Genomic DNA, 18,702 nt, shown 5'->3' with positions numbered 1-18,702 from the left:
GTGAAAAGGGAATGGCCAAAATTAAGTCAAATCGGCGGATGCTTGACGTCAATTTCTGGAAAACTTGGAACAAACGAACCTGGAAAGGAAGGATTTTTCGAATTTTTGCCTCAGGGAGCAATCAAAAAAAGAGGCGGCATCGCACCGCTACAACCGCCTACCCTTGCTTCCGTCAAGACCTGGGGGATTCAGCAGGAGCTGGTCGTGCCGCCGGAGGGCAAAGGTAAGTCAAAATACATTCACAGCAAATGTTTGAACAAAAATCAATCCGACTGAATATCAGGGCACTGAACCCCGATCCAAAACTTTTTCCCCAAAACGAGGGTAAAAAAAAAAATGTAACCAAACAAACAAGCATATGAAAAATGCCATTTTGATAGTCATCCTTTTTGTAGTCGTCTCTGCCTGCGGAAGCTTAGGGCCGGATCAAAACTACTACACAGGCATGAAGGAAAGGAAGTTCCTAAGGCAAAACAAAGAAGCTGTCGTAAGCAGCCTTGACGGTCCCTTGAAGACTTATCGGGTCAACCGGGACGAGCGTTTCTACATCTTGGCAACATTTGAAAACGAACGCCTGACCAAATTGGAGGAGCGGGAAATCAGGCCTCTTTGGATGGATGGGCGGTCTACCCAAGATTCGGTCAGGGTAAGGTAAGCCCTCCCATTAACCCCGTTTGTGGAAAAACAATCCAAAAAAAGGTTTCGCTTTTTTGTTTATCCTTTTGCAAGGCACGGACACAAGTGATCCGAAAAAGGTGTTTGGTGCGTGTTTTGTGCCAATTCCTTATGCTCTGACTCTCCACCAAACCGATTCAATAATTGATATATTTGATTAAGTTTACGGTCAATAATTGGTAAGATTCGAGTGAATTCTATGCATATAGGAAAATTGAGTACGTTGGTGATCCTGCTATTGGCGGGCCTCTTTTCCTGTATTCCCAATAAAAAAGTTATCTACTACCAAAATCTCGAGGGCAATTCAAGCATCCCGGATGGGGATCTGATCCCTTACCAAATCCCCGAATACCGCATCCAATTCAATGACATCCTCGACATCCAAATCCAAACTGTAGAGGATATACTGGAAAAAGGTTTCAACTCGAGAGTCCAAATGGAAGCCAATCAGGCTATTTTTGGCCAAATCGCCCAAAGTGGCGGAGATATCTACTACATGAATGGATTCACGGTTGACAAAAACGGTTTTATCCGCATGCCACTGATGGGAGAAGTCAAAGTCGTCGATATGACACTGGATGATATCCGCGAAAAACTGGAAAACGACCTCAAGGCCTATGTCACCACAGAGATCTATGTAAGGGTAAAATTGGGCGGGATCCGCTTTTCCACCATTGGCGAATTCCGGAGACCGGGCAAATATGTGGTCTTGCAAGACCGCCTGACGATTTATGAAGCCATTGCCCAAGCGGGGGACCTGACCACCATTGCCAAAAGGGACGAAATCCTTTTGGTCAGGCAATATCCGGAGGGCACACGCCTTCACCGCATCAACCTCAACGACCGGCAAATCATCCAAACGCCCTACTACTTTATCCAGCCCAACGACCAGATTTATGCTGAGCCGATGAAAGTCAGGGAACTCGGTGTCGGGGAAAACACTGCCCAAACCCTGCTGCTGGTGTTTTCGGCCATCACCGCCGTCGCCTTGGTAGCTAACCTATTCGTCAACTGACAATGAGCCAGCCCAATTACCCTTTTCTTCCAGATCCATTTTTGCCACCACAAGAGGAGGATATCGAGCTTAAGGTGGTCCTTTTCAATTACCTGAAATCATGGCCTTTTATTCTGATTTGCACGGTAGTTGGTCTCTTAGCGGCCTTCTTGTTCAATCGGTACACCACTCCCGTCTACTCCGTCCAATCCAGCGTGATTGTCGCCGATGAGCCACAAAATCTCGGTGCAGACATGTTTGAATCCGTGGGCTTGCTGCCAATCAAGAGTAACGTGGAAAACGAGATCGGCATTCTAAAATCCTACACTTTGGCCAAACAAGCCATTCAGGAACTTGGCTTGGATGTGTTCTTTTACACCTCGGATCTACTTTTGATCAGCAGCCAGCAGTACGCCAATCTCCCTGTGTCCGTGGATGTGGATTGGGGCCATAACCAGCTCGTCCGCGGTAAATTTGAATTGGAAGTCCTGGACGCGAATACCTTTCGGATTACTGCATTGGACGATGAATACGAGCTTTTTGACCCCGCGGATCCATTTTACAAAACCAAAACCAAAGATCTCCCTACTTTTTCGAGTCAGTATGAATTTGGGGAAAAAGTGGAAACCAATTCCATCAGCTTCAAAGTCCAAAACCTGAAGGCAAAACCTGGCGATATCCTCCAGTTCGAACTGATCGACAACCATTCCCTCGCACTTATTCTCCAGGAAAAAATCGCAGTCGCGACCATCAATAAGCAAGCCTCAATCCTAAATATCTCCTTCGAAACCCCGGTCCGAAAGATGGGCGAGGACTACCTCAACAAGCTCATGGAGGTCTACCTACAGCGAGAACTCGACCTCAAAAACCAGGCTGCAGAAAATACCATCCGCTTTATCGAAGACCAACTCAGCGGCATCACCGATTCATTGGCCTATTTTGAAGGGAGACTGGAAAGGTACCGTTCGGAGAACCGGATTTTCAACCTGAGTGAGGAAGGTTCCCAGATTTTCCTGCGGCTGCAAGAACTCGAGAAAGACAAAGCACAAACCGAAATTAACCTCAAATATTTCCAAACCCTCCAAACCTACCTCAGCAATGATGAATTGGAGGATTTGGTGGCACCGTCCATCACGGGCAACACCGATCCGCTGATGCAGTCGCTCGTGACCAGCTTGAGCGAGTTGCAGGCAGAAAAATTACGTCTCTCAGCCAATTTTTCTGCCCAAACTCCTGCTGTGCGGGAAATCAACAACCAAATCAGAAACACCAAAAAGGCGCTGCTGGAAAACGTCAATTCGTCGATACGAAATACGAACACAGTCTTGGCCGAGATCAACACCCGTATCCGAAGAATCGAGCGTGAAATCAACGCCCTGCCCGAGACCGAAAGACGGCTGCTTGGCATTCAGCGCAAGTTCACCGTCAACGAAAACATCTACCTCTACCTGCTCCAAAAACGGGCAGAGTCAGAAATCCTGAAAGCCTCCAATATGCCAAAAAACGCCATTTTGGACTATGCACGGGCTGGGCAAAAACCTGTCTTTCCGCGAAAATGGCTGAACCTGGTGTTGGGACTGGCGGGCGGTCTGTTTTTCTCGATTGGCTTTATCACCATCCGGGATTTCCTCAACACCAAAATCGAAGATCCCAAGGAACTAGAAAGACAAATCAAAACCCCACTAATTGGGATGATTGGGCGGAATTTCAGCAATGATCCAAAGCCGGTCCTGAATAATCCAAAATCCTCCGTAACCGAATCCTTCCGGAATATCCGGGCCGACATGTCCTTTTTGGTGCCCAACCAGAAGCAATACACGATTCTATTTACCAGCAGTTTTTCGGGAGAGGGAAAAACCTTCGCCTCCGTCAACATGGCTTCGGTGTACTCTTTGTTGGGCAAAAAAACTCTTCTCATGGGACTGGATCTGAGAAAACCCAAGATCGCCGAGGAATTTGGCCTCAGCAACGACAAAGGAATAAGTACCTGTTTGAGTACGGGTACGCCTTGGCAGGAGGTGGTCAAAAAAACAAAATACGACAACCTGGATGTAATTCTTTCGGGTCCAATCCCGCCAAATCCGGCCGAATTGCTTGTCCAGGACAGATTTTCCGCGATCATGGAGGACATAAAAAGGGCATACGAGGTTATCATCATGGACTGTCCCCCGGTCGGGTTGGTATCCGAAACCAAAGAACTGTTCAAATACTCCGACGTCAACTTCTTCATTTTCAGGCAGGAATTTTCCTACAAGAGCAACATCCAAGTCCTGAACAACCTGATCGAAAAAGGTGGTGCAACAAAAATCTACGCCATACTCAATGATGTCCATATCGACAAAGGCTACGGATTCGGTTATGGCTATGGCTACGGTTATGGACATGCGGGTGGGTATGGCTACCACGAGGAAATCCAGCTTCCCTGGTGGAAAAGGGCATTGAGGAGGAGGAAGAATTGAGATTTGAGATTCGAGAAAGGGAACGGGTGAATTGAGATTAGTTAACCCATTACCTAACTTAAATCGTAAAGCGATCATTTTCTGAACACTGATTTCGATTCTAGAAGCTATTGACGATGGTCTATCAGCCATGGACAATTAACCAATAACCATTTAACTAATAACTAATCCCCCCTCTCTTGTGACCCACGTGGCGAAGCTGTGCCCGAATATTGGCAAAAGCATGAAAAAAATACAGATGGTGGACCTCAGGTCCCAATATGAAAGGCTTCAAGCCGATATCGACCAAGCCATGCAGGGCGTCTTGGAAAGGACTTCCTTCATCAACGGGGAGGAAATGAAGGTTTTTGCGGCGGATCTGGGCAAATATTTGGATTGCCCCACTGTCATCACCTGCGGCAATGGCACCGATGCGCTTCAGTTGGTCATGATGGCGATGGACTTTCGGCCCGGTCAGGAAGTGATCGTACCGGCATTTACCTATATCGCGGCCGTGGAAGTTTTGGCCTTGCTTGGGTTGAGGCCCGTTTTGGTGGACGTACATCCGGAGACTTTTCAGATCGATGCCAAAAAGATCGCCACCGCCATCACAGCAAATACAGTCGGAATTGTCCCCGTGCACCTCTTTGGCCAATGCGCTGACATGGGTGCCATCATGGAAATTTCCAAAAATCACGGGCTGAAAGTCATCGAAGACGCTGCCCAATCCCTCGGTGCCGTCTACAGGATGCCGGATGGCAGCCGCAAGCATTCGGGTACAATCGGACATGCCGGGACTACCTCCTTTTTCCCTTCCAAAACCTTGGGTTGTTTCGGGGATGGTGGGGCCGCCTTTACCAATGATCCGGAATTGGGCCAAAAAATCCGCATGATCGCCAACCACGGACAGCGGCAGAAATACTTCCACGAGAGCATCGGCGTCAATTCGAGATTGGACACCCTCCAAGCGGCGATCCTGCATGCGAAATTGCCGCATTTGGATGATTTTGTGCAAAGGAGGAATGCGGTTGCCAAGGCCTATAACCAAGCCTTTGCGCTGCATCCCCATATCCGGATTCCGCAGCTTGTGCCCAACTCCACACATGCCTATCACCAATACACCATCAGGATCCGGGGCGCGAATCGGGATCAGTTGCGGGATTTTCTGAAGAACCAAGGCATACCGACCATGGTATACTACCCACTGCCTGTGCACCTACAGCCAGCGTACCATTACCTTGGGTACAAGGAAGGCGATTTCCCGGTGGCAGAGCAGCTGTGCAACGAGGTGCTTTCACTGCCCATCCACACAGAAATGGAAGAAGACCAATTGGACCATATCATTTCCCAAGTCAAAAGATTTTTCGCATGAGTTACTCCGCACATCCAAGCGCTGTCATCGACGAGGGCTGCAAGATCGGCAGCGGCACCAAGATTTGGCATTTTTCCCATATCATGCCCGGCTGTACCATCGGACAGGACTGCAACATCGGGCAAAATGTGGTCATTTCACCCGAGGTGGTCTTGGGCAACCGGGTCAAAGTCCAAAACAACGTATCGATCTATACGGGCGTGGTTTGCGAGGACGAGGTTTTTCTCGGTCCATCCATGGTCTTCACCAATGTCATCAATCCCCGCGCGGCAATCAACCGCCGTGACCAATATCTCCCGACCATCGTCAAGAAAGGCGCAACCATTGGTGCCAATGCCACGATCGTCTGCGGCATCACGATCGGGGAATATGCCTTTATCGGCGCAGGGGCGGTGGTCACCCGGGACGTGCCCGCTTATGCCTTGGTAATGGGAAACCCCGCTCGGCAAAAAGGATGGATGAGTGCCTATGGGCATCGCTTGGAATTTGATGCAAATAATGTGGCGAAATGTCCGGAGAGTGGCGAGGAGTATTTGTTGGGAAAAGGGAGGGTTGAAAAATTAAGGCCATGAAAAACTTCGCATTGATCGGGGCTGCGGGATACATCGCCCCGCGGCATATGAAGGCAATCCAGGAAACGGGCAACCGACTTGTCGCCGCCATGGACAAGTTTGACTCCGTAGGGGTCTTGGACAGCTATTTTCCGGAGGCGGATTTCTTTACCGAATTCGAGCGGTTTGAGCGACACTTGGAAAAACTGCGCCGACAGGAAGCCGCTGTGGATTACCTTTCAGTTTGCTCGCCCAACTACCTGCATGATTCCCACATCCGATTTGGACTGAAGATGGATGCGGACGTGATCTGCGAAAAACCACTCGTGCTCAATCCCTGGAACCTCGATGCCTTGCAAGAAACCGAGCGCGAAACCGGCCGCAAAGTCTTCACCATCCTCCAACTCCGCCACCATCCTGCCATTATCGCTCTTCGTGAGAAAGTCGCCCAATCGGACAAAATCCACGATGTCGACCTTACCTACATCACTGCAAGGGGACATTGGTACCATAGTTCCTGGAAAGGAGACGAAAGCAAATCCGGCGGAATCGCCACCAATATCGGCATCCATTTTTTTGACATGCTGCTGTGGATATTTGGCGGTGTAAAGCATAACATCCTCCACCTCCATACCCATGACCGTGCAGCCGGCTACCTCGAACTCGAAAAGGCAAGGGTAAGGTGGTTTCTCAGTATCGATGCAAAGACCTTGCCCCAAGCAGCCACCAAATCAGGTAAAAGTATTTACCGTTCCATTACCGTAGACAGCGAGGCCCTCGAATTCAGTGAAGGGTTCACCGACCTTCATACCGAGAGCTACCGCCAAATCCTTGACGGCAAAGGCTACGGCTTGGATGCAGCAAGGGGGTCGTTGGAGTTGACGTATGCCATCAGGAATCAGCCTGTATCTCGACGGTCAGGCACTCCACATCCCTTTTTGTAGCGAAAAACCCAAAGCAAAGCTGGGGAAAAAGTGAAATGACCTTAAGAAACCTATCTCTTTACTCGTTTATAAGTCAGGTAATCGGATTTAGTTTCCATTTTTTTACCGCTTTTGTTCTTGTGCGACTTTTAGGGAAAATTGAGTTCGGAGTTTACCAGCAGTACAATCTACTGCTCACCACAATTCTTCCTTTTTTTGGATTTACCCTCGTTTCTAGCCTTTACTTCTTCAGTGGAAATTCAGAATATAAAGCTGAAAAAAGCTATTTTTTTAGTCAAACCTTTTTTTTGCTCATACTCTCAAGCTTGCTTTTCTCTATCTCATTTTTCATTTTCAAAGATCCAATCCTCGGGTACCTCAACCTTGGTGCGCTGAATGAAGCTGCCATTTGGTCGTTAGCTTCAATTGCCTTTTATTTGGCATCAAGCATTTGTGACAATATCTTCCTTTTGGATAAGAACAGGTTCGGTATCCTGTTCTTTCTGCCACTGGAAAAGATCACTTTTTTCACAATCATACTATCAGCGTATTTCCTCCAAGAAAGATTCATTGACGTTTTCAAGGGTATCTTTTTAGTCTCGGTACTCAAGTTTGTATTTACTGCTTTTTACTTAGCGAAAAAACATAGTTTGTTATACTTCTCAGCCGATCTTAAAAAGATTAAATCTCAGATTTCTTATTGTTGGCCGTTTTACCTTGGAACATTAGTATACATATTCTCAAACAAAATTGACAAATACATCCTGAATGGGTATGTCGAGCCCGGTGATTACGCCATTTATTCAGTATCGTTTTTAAGCATTCCTTTTCTCGCCAACGCTTATAGTTCGGTTAATAATGTAGCCTTGCCAGAGTTTGTTTCGCTCGTAAAGCGGAGGGATTTTGAGCAACTCAGGGAGCTTTATAGAAACATCGTCGTCAAAACTGGATCGATAGCAGTTCCACTTCTGCTTTTTTTCTTTTTCTATGGCGAGTTTGTTGTCGAGCTTGTATTTACCGCCGCATATCTGGAAGGGACACTTTATTATAAAATTGCGCTTTTGTCGTTTTTAGGTACAATGACCTCATACGGCCTTATTCTAAGGGCTGCAAACCAAACAAGGAAAATTTTCCTCATCAATTTGATTTGCGCTGCAATCACAGTCTTGATTGCATTTTGGCTTGTACCAAGCCAATTGCTTCTTGGGGCTGCAATTACGTCGGTTTTTGCAGTTGTATTACCAGGTTTGATACAACTATACGTCGAAGTTCGGTTGACTGGGTACAGATTTCGAGAGTTTTTCCCGTGGCAACAGCTATTCCAAATCGTTGGAATATCCCTTTTGATTGTGCCGATCGGCATTGGTCTTGGTCTTGTAATTCAGAAAGGCTACCTCCTCCCTGTTTTGTCTGCTATCATTTATTTTCCATTGGCCTTCTTCCTTCTCTTTAAACTACATCTATTACCGTTTAGAGACTTGGCAAAGTGGCTTGACAAAAGATGAAAACATCTTCAATAACGATAGGCCTTACTGCACTTATGGTATTGACACTGTTTGCAGTATCGAATTTTGGTCTCGTGACTTATTTTTTGGCAATTACCCTAATTGGTTTTTTGGTTCTTTTTCTGGCAAACAGCAACTTGATCAATATTGCTTTTCTGGTTTTTTTGCCCACAAACGATATTTTCCACAAAGAAGACTTTCTTTTTTCATTTTTGGGACTAAAGCAAATCTTGGCATCTTTTGTAATACTTTTCTTTCTGAAAAACTGGAGATACATCAAACCAAGATACTCCGCTATCAGATCTAGCAAGAAGTATAAACATTTATTGGGAGCGCTAGACACAATACTCATAGTTCTTATTTTTTATTTCAACTATACCTATTTCAAGAATGCGTTTTTCGGAATCCATGGGTATTCGATCGAATCGGCAGTTTTGAAATCCATCAATATGACACTTCAGCTAATGGCATGTTTGTGCGTAATCCGTACCGCACTTTGCAAAATGCAATTACAACAAATCAACAGTGTCATGATTTCCTCAATTACCCTCATGATCATCTTCTCCGCCTTCAGTCCACTACTCCCGAGTTTGGGATTTAGATCTCTCGGAACCGAGAAATCTGAATTTGAACAGGTCGGATTCGAAAGGTTTTCTGGAATTGTCGCCGATGGCGATTCCAACACCCTGAGTGTTTACCTCACCCTTGCGGTTGGCATTTGTCTTCTATTTTATATTTACTACCAAAAAAAAATCTATATCCTTTATCCAGTCCCACTGATTATCTTGATCGGTATCGCCGGAAGTAGGACCGGAATAATCGCGCTCGTTGTGATGCTGTTGGTGTTTTTTGCTCTGGTGAAAAATCAGCACAGTTCGAGGACAAAAATTCAACTTTTGTTGTTTCTCCCATTTATTATTGTGGTTTCAATACCCTTTTTCGAGCTGATTATCAATCGATTTGAGCTTATCAATGAGCAATTCGATATAAACTCGACCTCAAACCGCATTGGAAAATGGGCGCTTTACGTAACCTTCCTTTGGCAACACAAAACCTATCTCCTGACAGGTGCCCGGTCGGAGCTTTTGATATCTTGGGATTCCCAATATTACTCAGCCCACAATGCCTTTATTACAATCACCTATAATAGCGGATTGTTGTTTTCATTGGCATTTTTAACTTCAATCGGTCTATTCATTTGGTTTTCCTACAAGAATAAAATGTACGAGCACCTGATGATATCCATTCCTAGTTTCATTCTGATGAATACCGTTAGTGATCTTGGAATCATTTATTCGATGCTGCTTTTCTCAATCATCCTGATTCGAAACCGCTTCTTTTTTGAATACCGAAATTTCCGCGCAAAAATGGGCAATCCGGAAAAGATGAAAAACGCGTTAGTTACCAGTCCATGAATCGGTATGTCTTTATTTGTGGAAACCTCTATCCCCACCAAATCGGAGGCTTGGAGGTCTTCAACCATCATTTGATCAAGGAACTTGGGAAGATAACCGAAGTATCAGTGGTATCCCATCAAGGGAGACCCAATGAAATTCCAAAACGAGATTTCATTGGAATCAAGACGCTACCGCCACACGGTTTATTCTTTTCTTTCGGTATCTTTTTCAGAATGCTTTTTGCAAAATTGGATGATATCAGGGTAGTAGTTAGCTTTTCAAAGGCACATTGGATCAATTGGCTTCCCTACATAGCCTTGAAAAAATTACGGAATCTTAAGTATGTGGTGGTTATCCATTCAGGTGATTTGGGCGAATGGAGAAACACAACTATCCACCTAGCGTTATTCAGAAATGCACATGCGTTGTTTGGAGTTTCTGAGTCTATCTGTAATGCCTATCGGAAAAGCGTCAACCAACCTGTAATTTACCTTCCGCCCTTGATCCCATTCGAAAGGGAAAACTTAGAAAAATCAGCATGCAGACATACACTTGGAATACCTCAAAACAGAAAAGTAATCCTTGCGGTGGGTTCATTGAGGCAGGTTAAAAGACCAAATCTTCCAATTGCAGCCTTGGACCTATTGGGATATCAGTTTTTAAAAAAGGAACGGATTCTTTTGGTTTTTGTGGGCGATGGAGAGCTCCGCAATGAGTTGGAAACAAGTGTGAAGAAACTGGGCATTGAGGAGTTTGTTCGCTTTGATGGCATTCAACTGCGTGAAAAAATCCCGTTTTATCTTAAGGCAAGTGATGTTTATTTGATTTCTTCAGAATATGAGGGACAACCCTTGTCGTTGCTTGAGGCATTATCGTATCCAATCGAAATTGTGGGCTCTGACGCGGATGGTGTAAGGTCAATCCTGGACGCTTTTGGAGGTAATGTTTTCGAAAGGGGAAATACTGAAGCCTTGGCCAATCTCTTGAAAAAGGTACTAACCGATCCAACATATGAACCAAAATATGCCCGGTCGAATTTGTATTTCCATGAGAGGTTTGACTATCAAAAGGTCCTGCATTCTTTTGTCGAAAAGACAAGATGACAGAAACGCACCAAAAAAGCATTATCCTAATTTCCAACACACTTCTAAAGGGAGGGGCCGAAAAGCAATGCGTGTTATTGGCAAACTTCCTGTCCCAGCATTTCCGGGTGAATCTTTTAATTTTCAATAACCAAATCGATCCTCAACTTTTCTCCCAACTGAACCGCGCTAAAATCGAAATCAAAATACTAGAGGGAAATTTGGTTCAAAAGCTACTAGCAATTAGGAATTTCGTAAGGTACTCCCGCCCAAGTGTAGCAATTTCCTTTTTGCTGACCTCTAACATTATTGGTGGAGTATTCGGAAAGCTACTTGGAATTCAGAATAGATTTATGGGAATAAGGACAAATGAGATACATGGTTGGAAATGGTATGCTCAGTTGGTAATCCATCGTTTTTTTGCCACGAAAACAGTTTTCAACAACTATTCGGGAGCCAATTCATTTTGGCAAAGAGGCTTTTACAAACAGAAATCCGTTGTCATCCAAAATGGCATAAAAGCCCCAGACTTGCGAAAGGATTATTCAAACGATTCTATCGGTTTGAAAATCCTTACTGTAGCGAGATTTGTAAAAGAGAAGGACTTGTTGACCGCGATCGAAGCAGTCTCAATTACGAGAAATCGATGGCCTCAACACAAAATTACCTACTTTATTGTCGGTTATGGAGAGCAAGAAAACCTAATCAAATTGAAAATCAAAGAGTTGGGACTAGGGGAAGTGGTCAATATTGTAGTCAATCCAGACGACCTGCAAAGCTACTTTTTGGATGCAGACCTTTACCTAAGTACATCCATAAATGAAGGAATGCCAAACACAATCCTAGAGGCGATGAGCTACGGATTGCCAATTATTGCTACAGATGTCGGCGACGTTTCCGAATTGGTAACAACTGGCTCTAATGGATTTGTTGTGATGAAAAGAAATATTGATGGCATTGTTGAGTCAATAAGTTATTTTTTGAGAGAACCCTCTCATTTGGAAAAAATGGGCTCCCGAAGCCGAAAGATAGTTGAAAGCAGCTTCACTGTCGAGAAAATGGGATTGGCATATAAAGACATAATTGAATCAAATTGAAAAAAAGGATTGCGGTCATTGGCCTTAAGGGTATCCCAGCTACAGGAGGGGCGGCTACTGTCGGCGAAAGTCTGATCGATTACCTTAGAGATTACTTTGAATTCGAAGTGCTTTCGACTGCATCCCACGCAAAAGATCAAACTGTAAAGGGCATTTCCCAGATCATTTTTCCCGCCCACAAAAATCCAAAAATCAACACGCTTCTTTATTACCTCAGGTGTGCGTTGTTTGTGCTTTTTAAAAGGAAATACGACCTGGTACACTTGCATCATGCCGAGAGCGGCTTCATAATGCCACTTTTGAGGTTGAGGTACAAGGTCGTTACTACATACCATGGGATGTTTTTGGATGATTATTCAGATCCAAAATTCTCAAAACTCACAAACCGCTTTTTTAGATTTTCACAGTGGATCAACGTCAGTCTTTCCAATATCAATATTTCTGTATCAAAAATTGACACTAAAAAAGTTAACTCGAAGGCCGGAAAAGAATTAATACGGTATATACCAAACGGAATTAGAATTCCCAAATTGAACAGCCCCCGAGAAAGCAAAGGCTACGTCACTTTCGCCGCTAACCGGATTTATCACATCAAAGGATTACATACTTTGATAGAGGCGTTTCGCAAATCCGGGATTCAAAAAACACTGAAGGTAATTGGCGACCTAACGCAAATCCCAAAATACAAGACTGAGATTGAATCCATATCTAGGGGTCTCAATATTGAGTTCATAGGTAAAATATACGACAAGGAGATTTTATTCGATACCATCCGTGACTCGGATTATTTCATTTTCCCATCGGAAAAAGAAGCAATGCCGATGATGTTGCTCGAAGTTGTTGCACTAAGAATACCAGTAATTGCAAGCGATATACCTGAGGTACGCGCAATTTTCGATGAAAAGGAACTTATATTTTTCCAATCCCAAAACCCCATGGACCTAGCCAACAAACTTTTGCTATTGGAGAATGATGCCGATCTGGGAGTAACAATCGCACAAAACGCTTACAATAAGGTAGTAAGTGAATATCGCTGGGAACATATTGCTGCACAGTATCGAGAAATTTATTCGGATTTGCTGAAAATGCCGCTAAGTACCCCAAAAAACGGCTAACCATGCAATCGATCTAAAGGACATATGTGCGGCATCTTTGGACTTCTGATCCATCCTGATTACCAAGCCAGTAAACATGCTGCTAAAGAGGTTCTCCACGGCTTGGCACGGATGAGCGAGGCAAGGGGAAAGGATTCGTCCGGCATGGCATTTTTGGATTTCGGCCAAAACGAAGCCAAGGTACTGAAAGGCAATCTGCGGCTTCGGGAACTTCTGAAAGACCCAAGCACGCAATCCAAATTGGATGCATCTTTGGATGCTTGGCGTAAACAAAGGGTCCCTTTCCTCGCGTTTGGCCACGCCCGCTTGGTCACCAACGGCTCCCAATTGGAGCAGGTCAACAACCAACCTGTTGTCAAAAACGGTGACCTGCTGATCCACAACGGCATCATTACCAACCACGAAGTGCTCTGGGAAAGCCTCCATCAAAAGCGGGAATTCCAGATCGACTCTGAGGTCATCTTGGCGACTTTGAGCGACAAACTTCTCTCTACCGCCAGAGAAGTCCCTCTCAGCCAAGTGTTTGACCGCATGGAGGGAACATTTTCCATCATGGCCTTTTTGGGTTCCCGGCAGGAGATGCTGCTCGCCAGCAACAACGGTTCGCTGCACTATATCCACGAACCGGGAAAATTCCTGGCTTTTGCTTCAGAGGCATACTTCCTTCAAAAAATCACCCAAAAAAAGGCGTGGAGACAGTTCTCCGACACCGATCCCGAAATTCGCGCCGTAGGTCCATGGGCCGGCGTATGGATTGACCCGGAGCGCTGTCAGATTCAAAATTTGGATTGGCACCGACCGGTGAAGGCCTCACAAGAGTTAAAGAAAAAATGGAATAACAACATCTTGGAAGTGAAGGGAAATCATCCGCAGAAAGCGATGGTCCTAGAACCTGAGGTGTATTTCAACAGAAATCGTGAAACGGCACTTTTCAATCTATTGGAAAATCCCAAAGAAAAAGTCCGCACACTTCGTCGCTGCACACGGTGTATCCTCCCCGAAACGTTTCCCTTCATCCATTTTGATGCCAAAGGCATCTGCAATTACTGCCATGGCTACAAGCCAAAATCCCGGGGAAATCGACTTCCCGAATTGATGGACATGCTAGAACCCTACCGAAAACCAGGACGGCAGGATTGCATTGTGCCCTTCAGCGGTGGAAGGGACAGTACTTTTGCACTCCACATGGCAAAAAAGGAATTGGGGTTGAATCCGATTGCTCTTACCTACGATTGGGGGATGGTGACGGACTTGGCGAGAAGGAATATCTCCCGGGTCTGCGGTAAACTCGGTATCGAAAACATCGTAGTCGCCGCAGATATCCGCTGGAAGCGCGAAAACATCCGGAAAAATGTAAGCGCCTGGCTCCGAAAACCCCATTTGGGAATGGTGCCGCTGTTTATGGCAGGAGATAAGTATTTTTTCTTCTATACCGACCGACTCAAGAAGCAAACCGGCATCAAGCTGAATCTCTGGGGGATCAATCATCTGGAAAACACCGATTTCAAAGTGGGATTTGCGGGGATTCCGCCCCAATTCGACAAAGAGAAAATCTACTCGCTTTCACTGGCAAGGCAATTGAAACTCTTCGGGTTTGTCGGTAGCCAGCTCATCCAAAATCCCGGCTACCTCAACCAATCTTGGCTGGACAATCTGGGTTCTTTCGCCACACGGTTCTTGGCCCCCAAGCGTGATGAGTTTCACCTTTTCGATTTTTATCCTTGGGATGAAGCTGAGATCGACAACACCTTGCGAGAATACCATTGGGAAAAAGCCATCGACACGAGCACTACTTGGCGGATAGGCGATGGTACGGCCGGGTTTTACAATTATATCTACTACACGGTCGCGGGTTTTTCCGAGGTGGATACTTTTCGCAGCAACCAAATCCGGGAAGGGATGATTACCCGCGAAAAAGCGGTCGAGCTGGCGGAACGTGAAAACGAGCCCCGCTTCGAAACCATCCGCTGGTACCTAGAAATGATCGGGCTGGATTTCACGGCATCCATCAAAAAAATAAATGCCATCCCAAAGCTTTATTGAATAAATACAGGAACCGAGCGGGACAAAATGTGTAATTTTCGGTTGTAAGGTAAATCAGATTCATGCTTCGAGGTTTGGAGATAGAGAAAATTGATCATTTGGCGGCAAATCCGGCAAGCCTGCAGGAATCTCCTTTCCAATCCGAAATACCCGAGGTCTTCGCTGATTTGATTTCGGCGTATGCTGCGGATTGCTTGAGGCCACATTTTGTCAATGTTCCGGGCACGGTGCCGGCAAGTGGAAACCCTGATTGTCTGGTGGTCGGCTTTTCCATCAACCATCAGGCAAACCACAACCAATTACTCAATACCTGCAACGCTGCCTTGGTTCATGGCGGAATTTTTCTGGGTTGGACCGAAACGTATCAGACCCGTAAAGCTTCCCTCAAAAACAGGCATTCCAAGCTGATTTTCCCCGTCGCGTATGCTTGGGATGCCATATGGCACAGGTTTTTGCCCAAGGTCCCAATTCTTGGAGCAGCCCATGATTGGGCATTCGGAAGCGAACAGCGGCTGATGTCCAAGGTGGAAATGATCGGCAGATTGTATGCCGCCGGATTTGAATTGCTCGCGGAAAAGATCATCGATGGGAAGCAATATTTTGTCGCCCAAAAAACAACCGCTGCAATACAGGCCGAATCCCCGACTTATGCGCCCTTGGTGAAGCTGAAGCGTGTCGGGCTGCGGGGCCGGGAATTTCATATTTACAAGTTCCGGACGATGTATCCTTATTCCGAATACCTTCAGGAAATGGTCTTTAGCCAAAACAACCTGCAAGTTGGGGGCAAATTCAAGGATGACTTCAGAATATCCAAGTTCGGCCGATTTTTGCGAAAAATCTGGCTTGACGAGCTGCCCATGGTTTGGAATCTGGTCCGCGGCGACATCAAGATCGTGGGCGTAAGGCCTTTGAGCAGACATTATTTTAATCTCTACAGCGAGGAACTAAAGACCAAGCGAACCCAATTCCGTCCGGGCTTGCTCCCGCCATTTTATGCGGACCTTCCCAAAACCTTGGAAGATATTATGGCTTCGGAAATGAAATACCTCCAAGCCTACGAAAAATCCCCCTTCAAAACCGATATGCGCTATTTTTTCAAAATCCTGAGCAATATTGTACTCAAAGGAGCTCGGAGCGCTTGATGGAGTTGGCAGTCGCAGCGGTCAGTTCGCAGGGGAGATGGCAGGGGCAAGTGGCAATGTAACAAGTGAAAAACACAAATTTTTCTTCCAGAGATTTTTTCCTATAAATTAGTTAATGGATTTCAGAGATTTGCTGGCCTACGATAAGGCCTTTAAGTTGGCGATGGAGATCTTCGAAAAAAGTAAAAGATTTCCGAAAGAAGAGACTTATTCCCTTACAGACCAAATTAGGAGAAGCAGCCGATCCGTATGCGCAAATATTTCCGAAGGATTTAGAAAGCGTCAGTATCCACTGCACTTTCTTTCAAAATTGAGCGATGCAGACATGGAAAACAGTGAGACCCGGGTTTGGCTAGAATTTGCCTTTGCTTGCAAATATCTTGAGCAAATGGAATTTGAAGAGCTTACGAAGCAAAACGTAGAAATAGGGAAATTAATCAACTATATGATTCGAAATCCACAAAAATTCGGTTCAACTCTGCCTGAGAAATAGACGAAATCTTATTTTACCTGTTTGAACCGACGTTTCGACGAACCTTTTTACGCCGCTGCTCAAATAAGCTTCTGATAGCTATCTTCTGAACTCTGCCCACTGTCACTGCCGACTGGATATCCACCCCACAATCTCCTCCATCACCAACTCCTTCTCTGGCTCATTGATCAGTTCGTGGTAAAAATCGGGAAACAACTTCATCGTCATATCCGAGCCTTTCAGCTTTTTGAAAAATTCCCTTGATCCATCGGGATTGGTCAGTCCGTCGGCGGTACCGTGCATCAGCAGTAAAGGCAAATCGAATTTTTCTGTATTCTCCCCTATGAACCTCATCATCCGCAAAAGCTGATGACCCGTCCTTGCAGTGACTTTTTCGTGGTAATTGAGTGGATCTGTGTTGTATTTTTTGACTTCGATCGGGTCACGGGACACGAGGTTCGCGTCGACCTCCATGACTTTTTGTTTGGGAAAAAGCCGTCCCAATAGGGATGCAAGGGCGATGAGTCCCTTGGAAGTGCCTTCCGCAGGTTTCAGCAAAGGCGCGCTCAAAATGACCCCAGCGGCTTTTGGCTTGTACGCGATACAATAGGCCGCCACCATCCCCCCACCCATGCTGTGCCCAAAAATGAAGGCCGGAATTCCCGGAACGTAGTTTTTCACTTTTCCAAAAAGCGCATCGATGTCCTTGAGGTAGTCTTCATACCTTTCAAAATAAGCCGTTGGCGAGGGCTTGCTGGATTTGCCATGTCCCCTTCCGTCAAAGGTAAAAACAGCTACCCCGGCATCGGTCAGCTTCTTGGCCAAATGGGCATACCTGCCGCTATGTTCCCCCAGGCCGTGCACGAGCAATACCGAAGCTTTCGGCTGCTCCGGCATCCAAGCCTGAAGGTACAATTCCAGTCCGTCGTGGGTTTTGTAGGAGGTCTCGAGGTGTTTCATGGGGAATCTTCAAGAATAGTGCGGTAGGACATTGATTTAGTGAAAAAGCCCCTGAATTATCGCCTCAAGGGATCCATTTGATGTGTTTGAAATTAGGCTTTCGCTTTTCCAAAAAGGCATTCCGACCTTCTTTCGCCTCCTCGGTCATATAGGCAAGCCGTGTCGCTTCACCCGCAAACACCTGCTGTCCCACCATGCCGTCGTCGGTCAGGTTCATGGCAAACTTCAACATCTTGATGGAAGTTGGCGACTTGGCGAGGATTTCCTGCGCCCATTGGTAGGCGGTGTCTTCGAGTTCGGCATGAGGGATCACCGCATTGACCATACCCATGTCGTAGGCATCTTGGGCGGAGTAGTTTCTACCCAGGAAAAATATCTCCCGCGCCTTCTTTTGACCAACCATTTTGGCCAAATAGGCTGAGCCATATCCTGCATCAAAGCTCGTCACGTCCGCATCGGTCTGTTTGAAGATCGCGTGTTCCTTGCTGGCCAAGGTCAAATCACATACCACATGAAGGCTATGTCCCCCTCCCACGGCCCATCCCGGTACCACGGCAATGACGACCTTGGGCATAAATCGGATCAGTCGCTGTACTTCAAGGATATTCAATCGGTGATAGCCATCATCTCCCACATAGCCCTGATGTCCCCGTGCGCGTTGGTCACCGCCCGAACAAAAGGAATATACCCCATCTTTGGGTGATGGTCCTTCGCCTGAAAGCAGGATCACGCCGATCGAGGTATCCTCCTGCGCATCATAAAATGCATCATAAAGTTCCTTGGTGGTCTTGGGTCGAAACGCGTTGCGTACCTCAGGCCTGTTGAAGGCAATACGGGCCACGCCATCACATTTTTTGTAGGTTATATCTTCGTATTCCTTGGCAGTTTTCCAATTGATTGACATAGTCGGATCGGTTATTTTTACATGCAAGATAA

At 45.9% G+C, this 18,702-nt stretch carries 17 protein-coding genes; 15 read left to right on the top strand and 2 right to left on the bottom strand.

What is annotated here, in order from left to right; genetic code table 11:
• Positions 1 to 42 precede the first annotated feature (42 nt).
• The 15 genes from C943_RS22200 (at position 43) to C943_RS07795 (ending at position 16,827) form a co-directional block, all read left to right on the top strand.
• Positions 43 to 276 (top strand): hypothetical protein, encoded by a 234-nt coding sequence (locus C943_RS22200; RefSeq protein ID WP_008626253.1) that lies wholly within the window; start codon positions 43 to 45, stop codon positions 274 to 276.
• An 82-nt stretch (positions 277 to 358) separates the two neighbouring features.
• Positions 359 to 655: a hypothetical protein gene (locus tag C943_RS07860; RefSeq protein WP_008626251.1), complete on the top strand. Its 297-nt coding sequence runs from the start codon at positions 359 to 361 to the stop codon at positions 653 to 655.
• 219 nt (positions 656 to 874) lie between these two features.
• Entirely contained in the window at positions 875 to 1,690 is an 816-nt protein-coding gene (locus C943_RS07855; protein WP_040479623.1) for a polysaccharide biosynthesis/export family protein, read from the top strand.
• Positions 1,691 to 1,692: 2 nt separating this feature from the next.
• On the top strand, positions 1,693 to 4,128 hold the full coding sequence (locus C943_RS07850) for a GumC family protein (protein ID WP_008626240.1): 2,436 nt from the start codon (positions 1,693 to 1,695) through the stop codon (positions 4,126 to 4,128).
• Between the two features lie 223 nt (positions 4,129 to 4,351).
• Positions 4,352 to 5,479, top strand: a complete 1,128-nt coding sequence (locus tag C943_RS07845) for a DegT/DnrJ/EryC1/StrS family aminotransferase (protein WP_040479620.1) — start codon at positions 4,352 to 4,354, stop codon at positions 5,477 to 5,479.
• Positions 5,476 to 6,051, top strand: coding sequence for an acyltransferase (locus C943_RS07840; RefSeq protein WP_008626234.1), 576 nt, complete (start codon positions 5,476 to 5,478; stop codon positions 6,049 to 6,051). Before C943_RS07845 ends, C943_RS07840 begins: the two co-directional genes overlap by 4 nt.
• Entirely contained in the window at positions 6,048 to 6,974 is a 927-nt protein-coding gene (locus tag C943_RS07835) for a Gfo/Idh/MocA family oxidoreductase (protein ID WP_008626231.1), read from the top strand. Before C943_RS07840 ends, C943_RS07835 begins: the two co-directional genes overlap by 4 nt.
• A 35-nt stretch (positions 6,975 to 7,009) precedes the next feature.
• Positions 7,010 to 8,458 carry a lipopolysaccharide biosynthesis protein gene (locus tag C943_RS07830; protein ID WP_008626229.1) on the top strand — a complete coding sequence of 483 codons (1,449 nt, stop codon included), beginning with the start codon at positions 7,010 to 7,012 and terminating at the stop codon, positions 8,456 to 8,458.
• 530 nt (positions 8,459 to 8,988) lie between these two features.
• Positions 8,989 to 9,873, top strand: a complete 885-nt coding sequence (locus tag C943_RS22015; RefSeq protein ID WP_157198476.1) for an O-antigen ligase family protein — start codon at positions 8,989 to 8,991, stop codon at positions 9,871 to 9,873.
• The gene (locus tag C943_RS21355; protein ID WP_008626225.1) at positions 9,870 to 10,958 is read left to right on the top strand and encodes a glycosyltransferase family 4 protein; all 1,089 of its coding nucleotides are present in this window, start codon (positions 9,870 to 9,872) and stop codon (positions 10,956 to 10,958) included. The genes C943_RS22015 and C943_RS21355 overlap by 4 nt, the downstream gene beginning before the upstream one ends.
• 107 nt (positions 10,959 to 11,065) lie before the next feature.
• Positions 11,066 to 12,034, top strand: a complete 969-nt coding sequence (locus tag C943_RS07815; protein ID WP_157198475.1) for a glycosyltransferase — start codon at positions 11,066 to 11,068, stop codon at positions 12,032 to 12,034.
• A complete protein-coding gene (locus C943_RS07810) occupies positions 12,031 to 13,149 on the top strand; it encodes a glycosyltransferase family 4 protein (protein WP_008626222.1) in 1,119 nt (372 codons plus the stop codon). The genes C943_RS07815 and C943_RS07810 overlap by 4 nt, the downstream gene beginning before the upstream one ends.
• 24 nt (positions 13,150 to 13,173) lie before the next feature.
• Positions 13,174 to 15,192, top strand: coding sequence for a hypothetical protein (locus tag C943_RS07805; protein WP_008626220.1), 2,019 nt, complete (start codon positions 13,174 to 13,176; stop codon positions 15,190 to 15,192).
• A gap of 62 nt (positions 15,193 to 15,254) precedes the next feature.
• Positions 15,255 to 16,334, top strand: coding sequence for a sugar transferase (locus C943_RS07800; RefSeq protein WP_008626219.1), 1,080 nt, complete (start codon positions 15,255 to 15,257; stop codon positions 16,332 to 16,334).
• A 115-nt stretch (positions 16,335 to 16,449) separates the two neighbouring features.
• The gene (locus C943_RS07795; RefSeq protein WP_008626217.1) at positions 16,450 to 16,827 is read left to right on the top strand and encodes a four helix bundle protein; all 378 of its coding nucleotides are present in this window, start codon (positions 16,450 to 16,452) and stop codon (positions 16,825 to 16,827) included.
• A 102-nt stretch (positions 16,828 to 16,929) separates the two neighbouring features.
• Here C943_RS07795 and C943_RS07790 read toward each other — a convergent pair whose 3' ends face one another.
• Positions 16,930 to 17,766, bottom strand: a complete 837-nt coding sequence (locus C943_RS07790; protein WP_008626206.1) for an alpha/beta hydrolase — start codon at positions 17,764 to 17,766, stop codon at positions 16,930 to 16,932.
• A gap of 64 nt (positions 17,767 to 17,830) precedes the next feature.
• Positions 17,831 to 18,670 carry a 1,4-dihydroxy-2-naphthoyl-CoA synthase gene (locus C943_RS07785; protein WP_008626201.1) on the bottom strand — a complete coding sequence of 280 codons (840 nt, stop codon included), beginning with the start codon at positions 18,668 to 18,670 and terminating at the stop codon, positions 17,831 to 17,833.
• Between the last annotated feature and the right edge of the window lie 32 nt (positions 18,671 to 18,702).

It is taken from the genome of Mariniradius saccharolyticus AK6 (assembly GCF_000330725.2).
GTDB classification, from domain to species: domain Bacteria; phylum Bacteroidota; class Bacteroidia; order Cytophagales; family Cyclobacteriaceae; genus Mariniradius; species Mariniradius saccharolyticus.
The sequence above is the reverse complement of the archived record's forward strand: the minus strand, read 5'-3'. Positions and strand labels throughout refer to the sequence as shown.

Coding starts and splice junctions, on each gene's coding strand:
- C943_RS07860 (WP_008626251.1), top strand. CDS start 359: ATGAAAAATGCCATTTTGATAGTCATCCTTTTTGTAGTCGTCTCTGCC.
- C943_RS07855 (WP_040479623.1), top strand. CDS start 875: ATGCATATAGGAAAATTGAGTACGTTGGTGATCCTGCTATTGGCGGGC.
- C943_RS07850 (WP_008626240.1), top strand. CDS start 1,693: ATGAGCCAGCCCAATTACCCTTTTCTTCCAGATCCATTTTTGCCACCA.
- C943_RS07845 (WP_040479620.1), top strand. CDS start 4,352: ATGAAAAAAATACAGATGGTGGACCTCAGGTCCCAATATGAAAGGCTT.
- C943_RS07840 (WP_008626234.1), top strand. CDS start 5,476: ATGAGTTACTCCGCACATCCAAGCGCTGTCATCGACGAGGGCTGCAAG.
- C943_RS07835 (WP_008626231.1), top strand. CDS start 6,048: ATGAAAAACTTCGCATTGATCGGGGCTGCGGGATACATCGCCCCGCGG.
- C943_RS07830 (WP_008626229.1), top strand. CDS start 7,010: ATGACCTTAAGAAACCTATCTCTTTACTCGTTTATAAGTCAGGTAATC.
- C943_RS22015 (WP_157198476.1), top strand. CDS start 8,989: ATGATTTCCTCAATTACCCTCATGATCATCTTCTCCGCCTTCAGTCCA.
- C943_RS21355 (WP_008626225.1), top strand. CDS start 9,870: ATGAATCGGTATGTCTTTATTTGTGGAAACCTCTATCCCCACCAAATC.
- C943_RS07805 (WP_008626220.1), top strand. CDS start 13,174: ATGTGCGGCATCTTTGGACTTCTGATCCATCCTGATTACCAAGCCAGT.
- C943_RS07800 (WP_008626219.1), top strand. CDS start 15,255: ATGCTTCGAGGTTTGGAGATAGAGAAAATTGATCATTTGGCGGCAAAT.
- C943_RS07795 (WP_008626217.1), top strand. CDS start 16,450: ATGGATTTCAGAGATTTGCTGGCCTACGATAAGGCCTTTAAGTTGGCG.
- C943_RS07790 (WP_008626206.1), bottom strand. CDS start 17,766: ATGAAACACCTCGAGACCTCCTACAAAACCCACGACGGACTGGAATTG.
- C943_RS07785 (WP_008626201.1), bottom strand. CDS start 18,670: ATGTCAATCAATTGGAAAACTGCCAAGGAATACGAAGATATAACCTAC.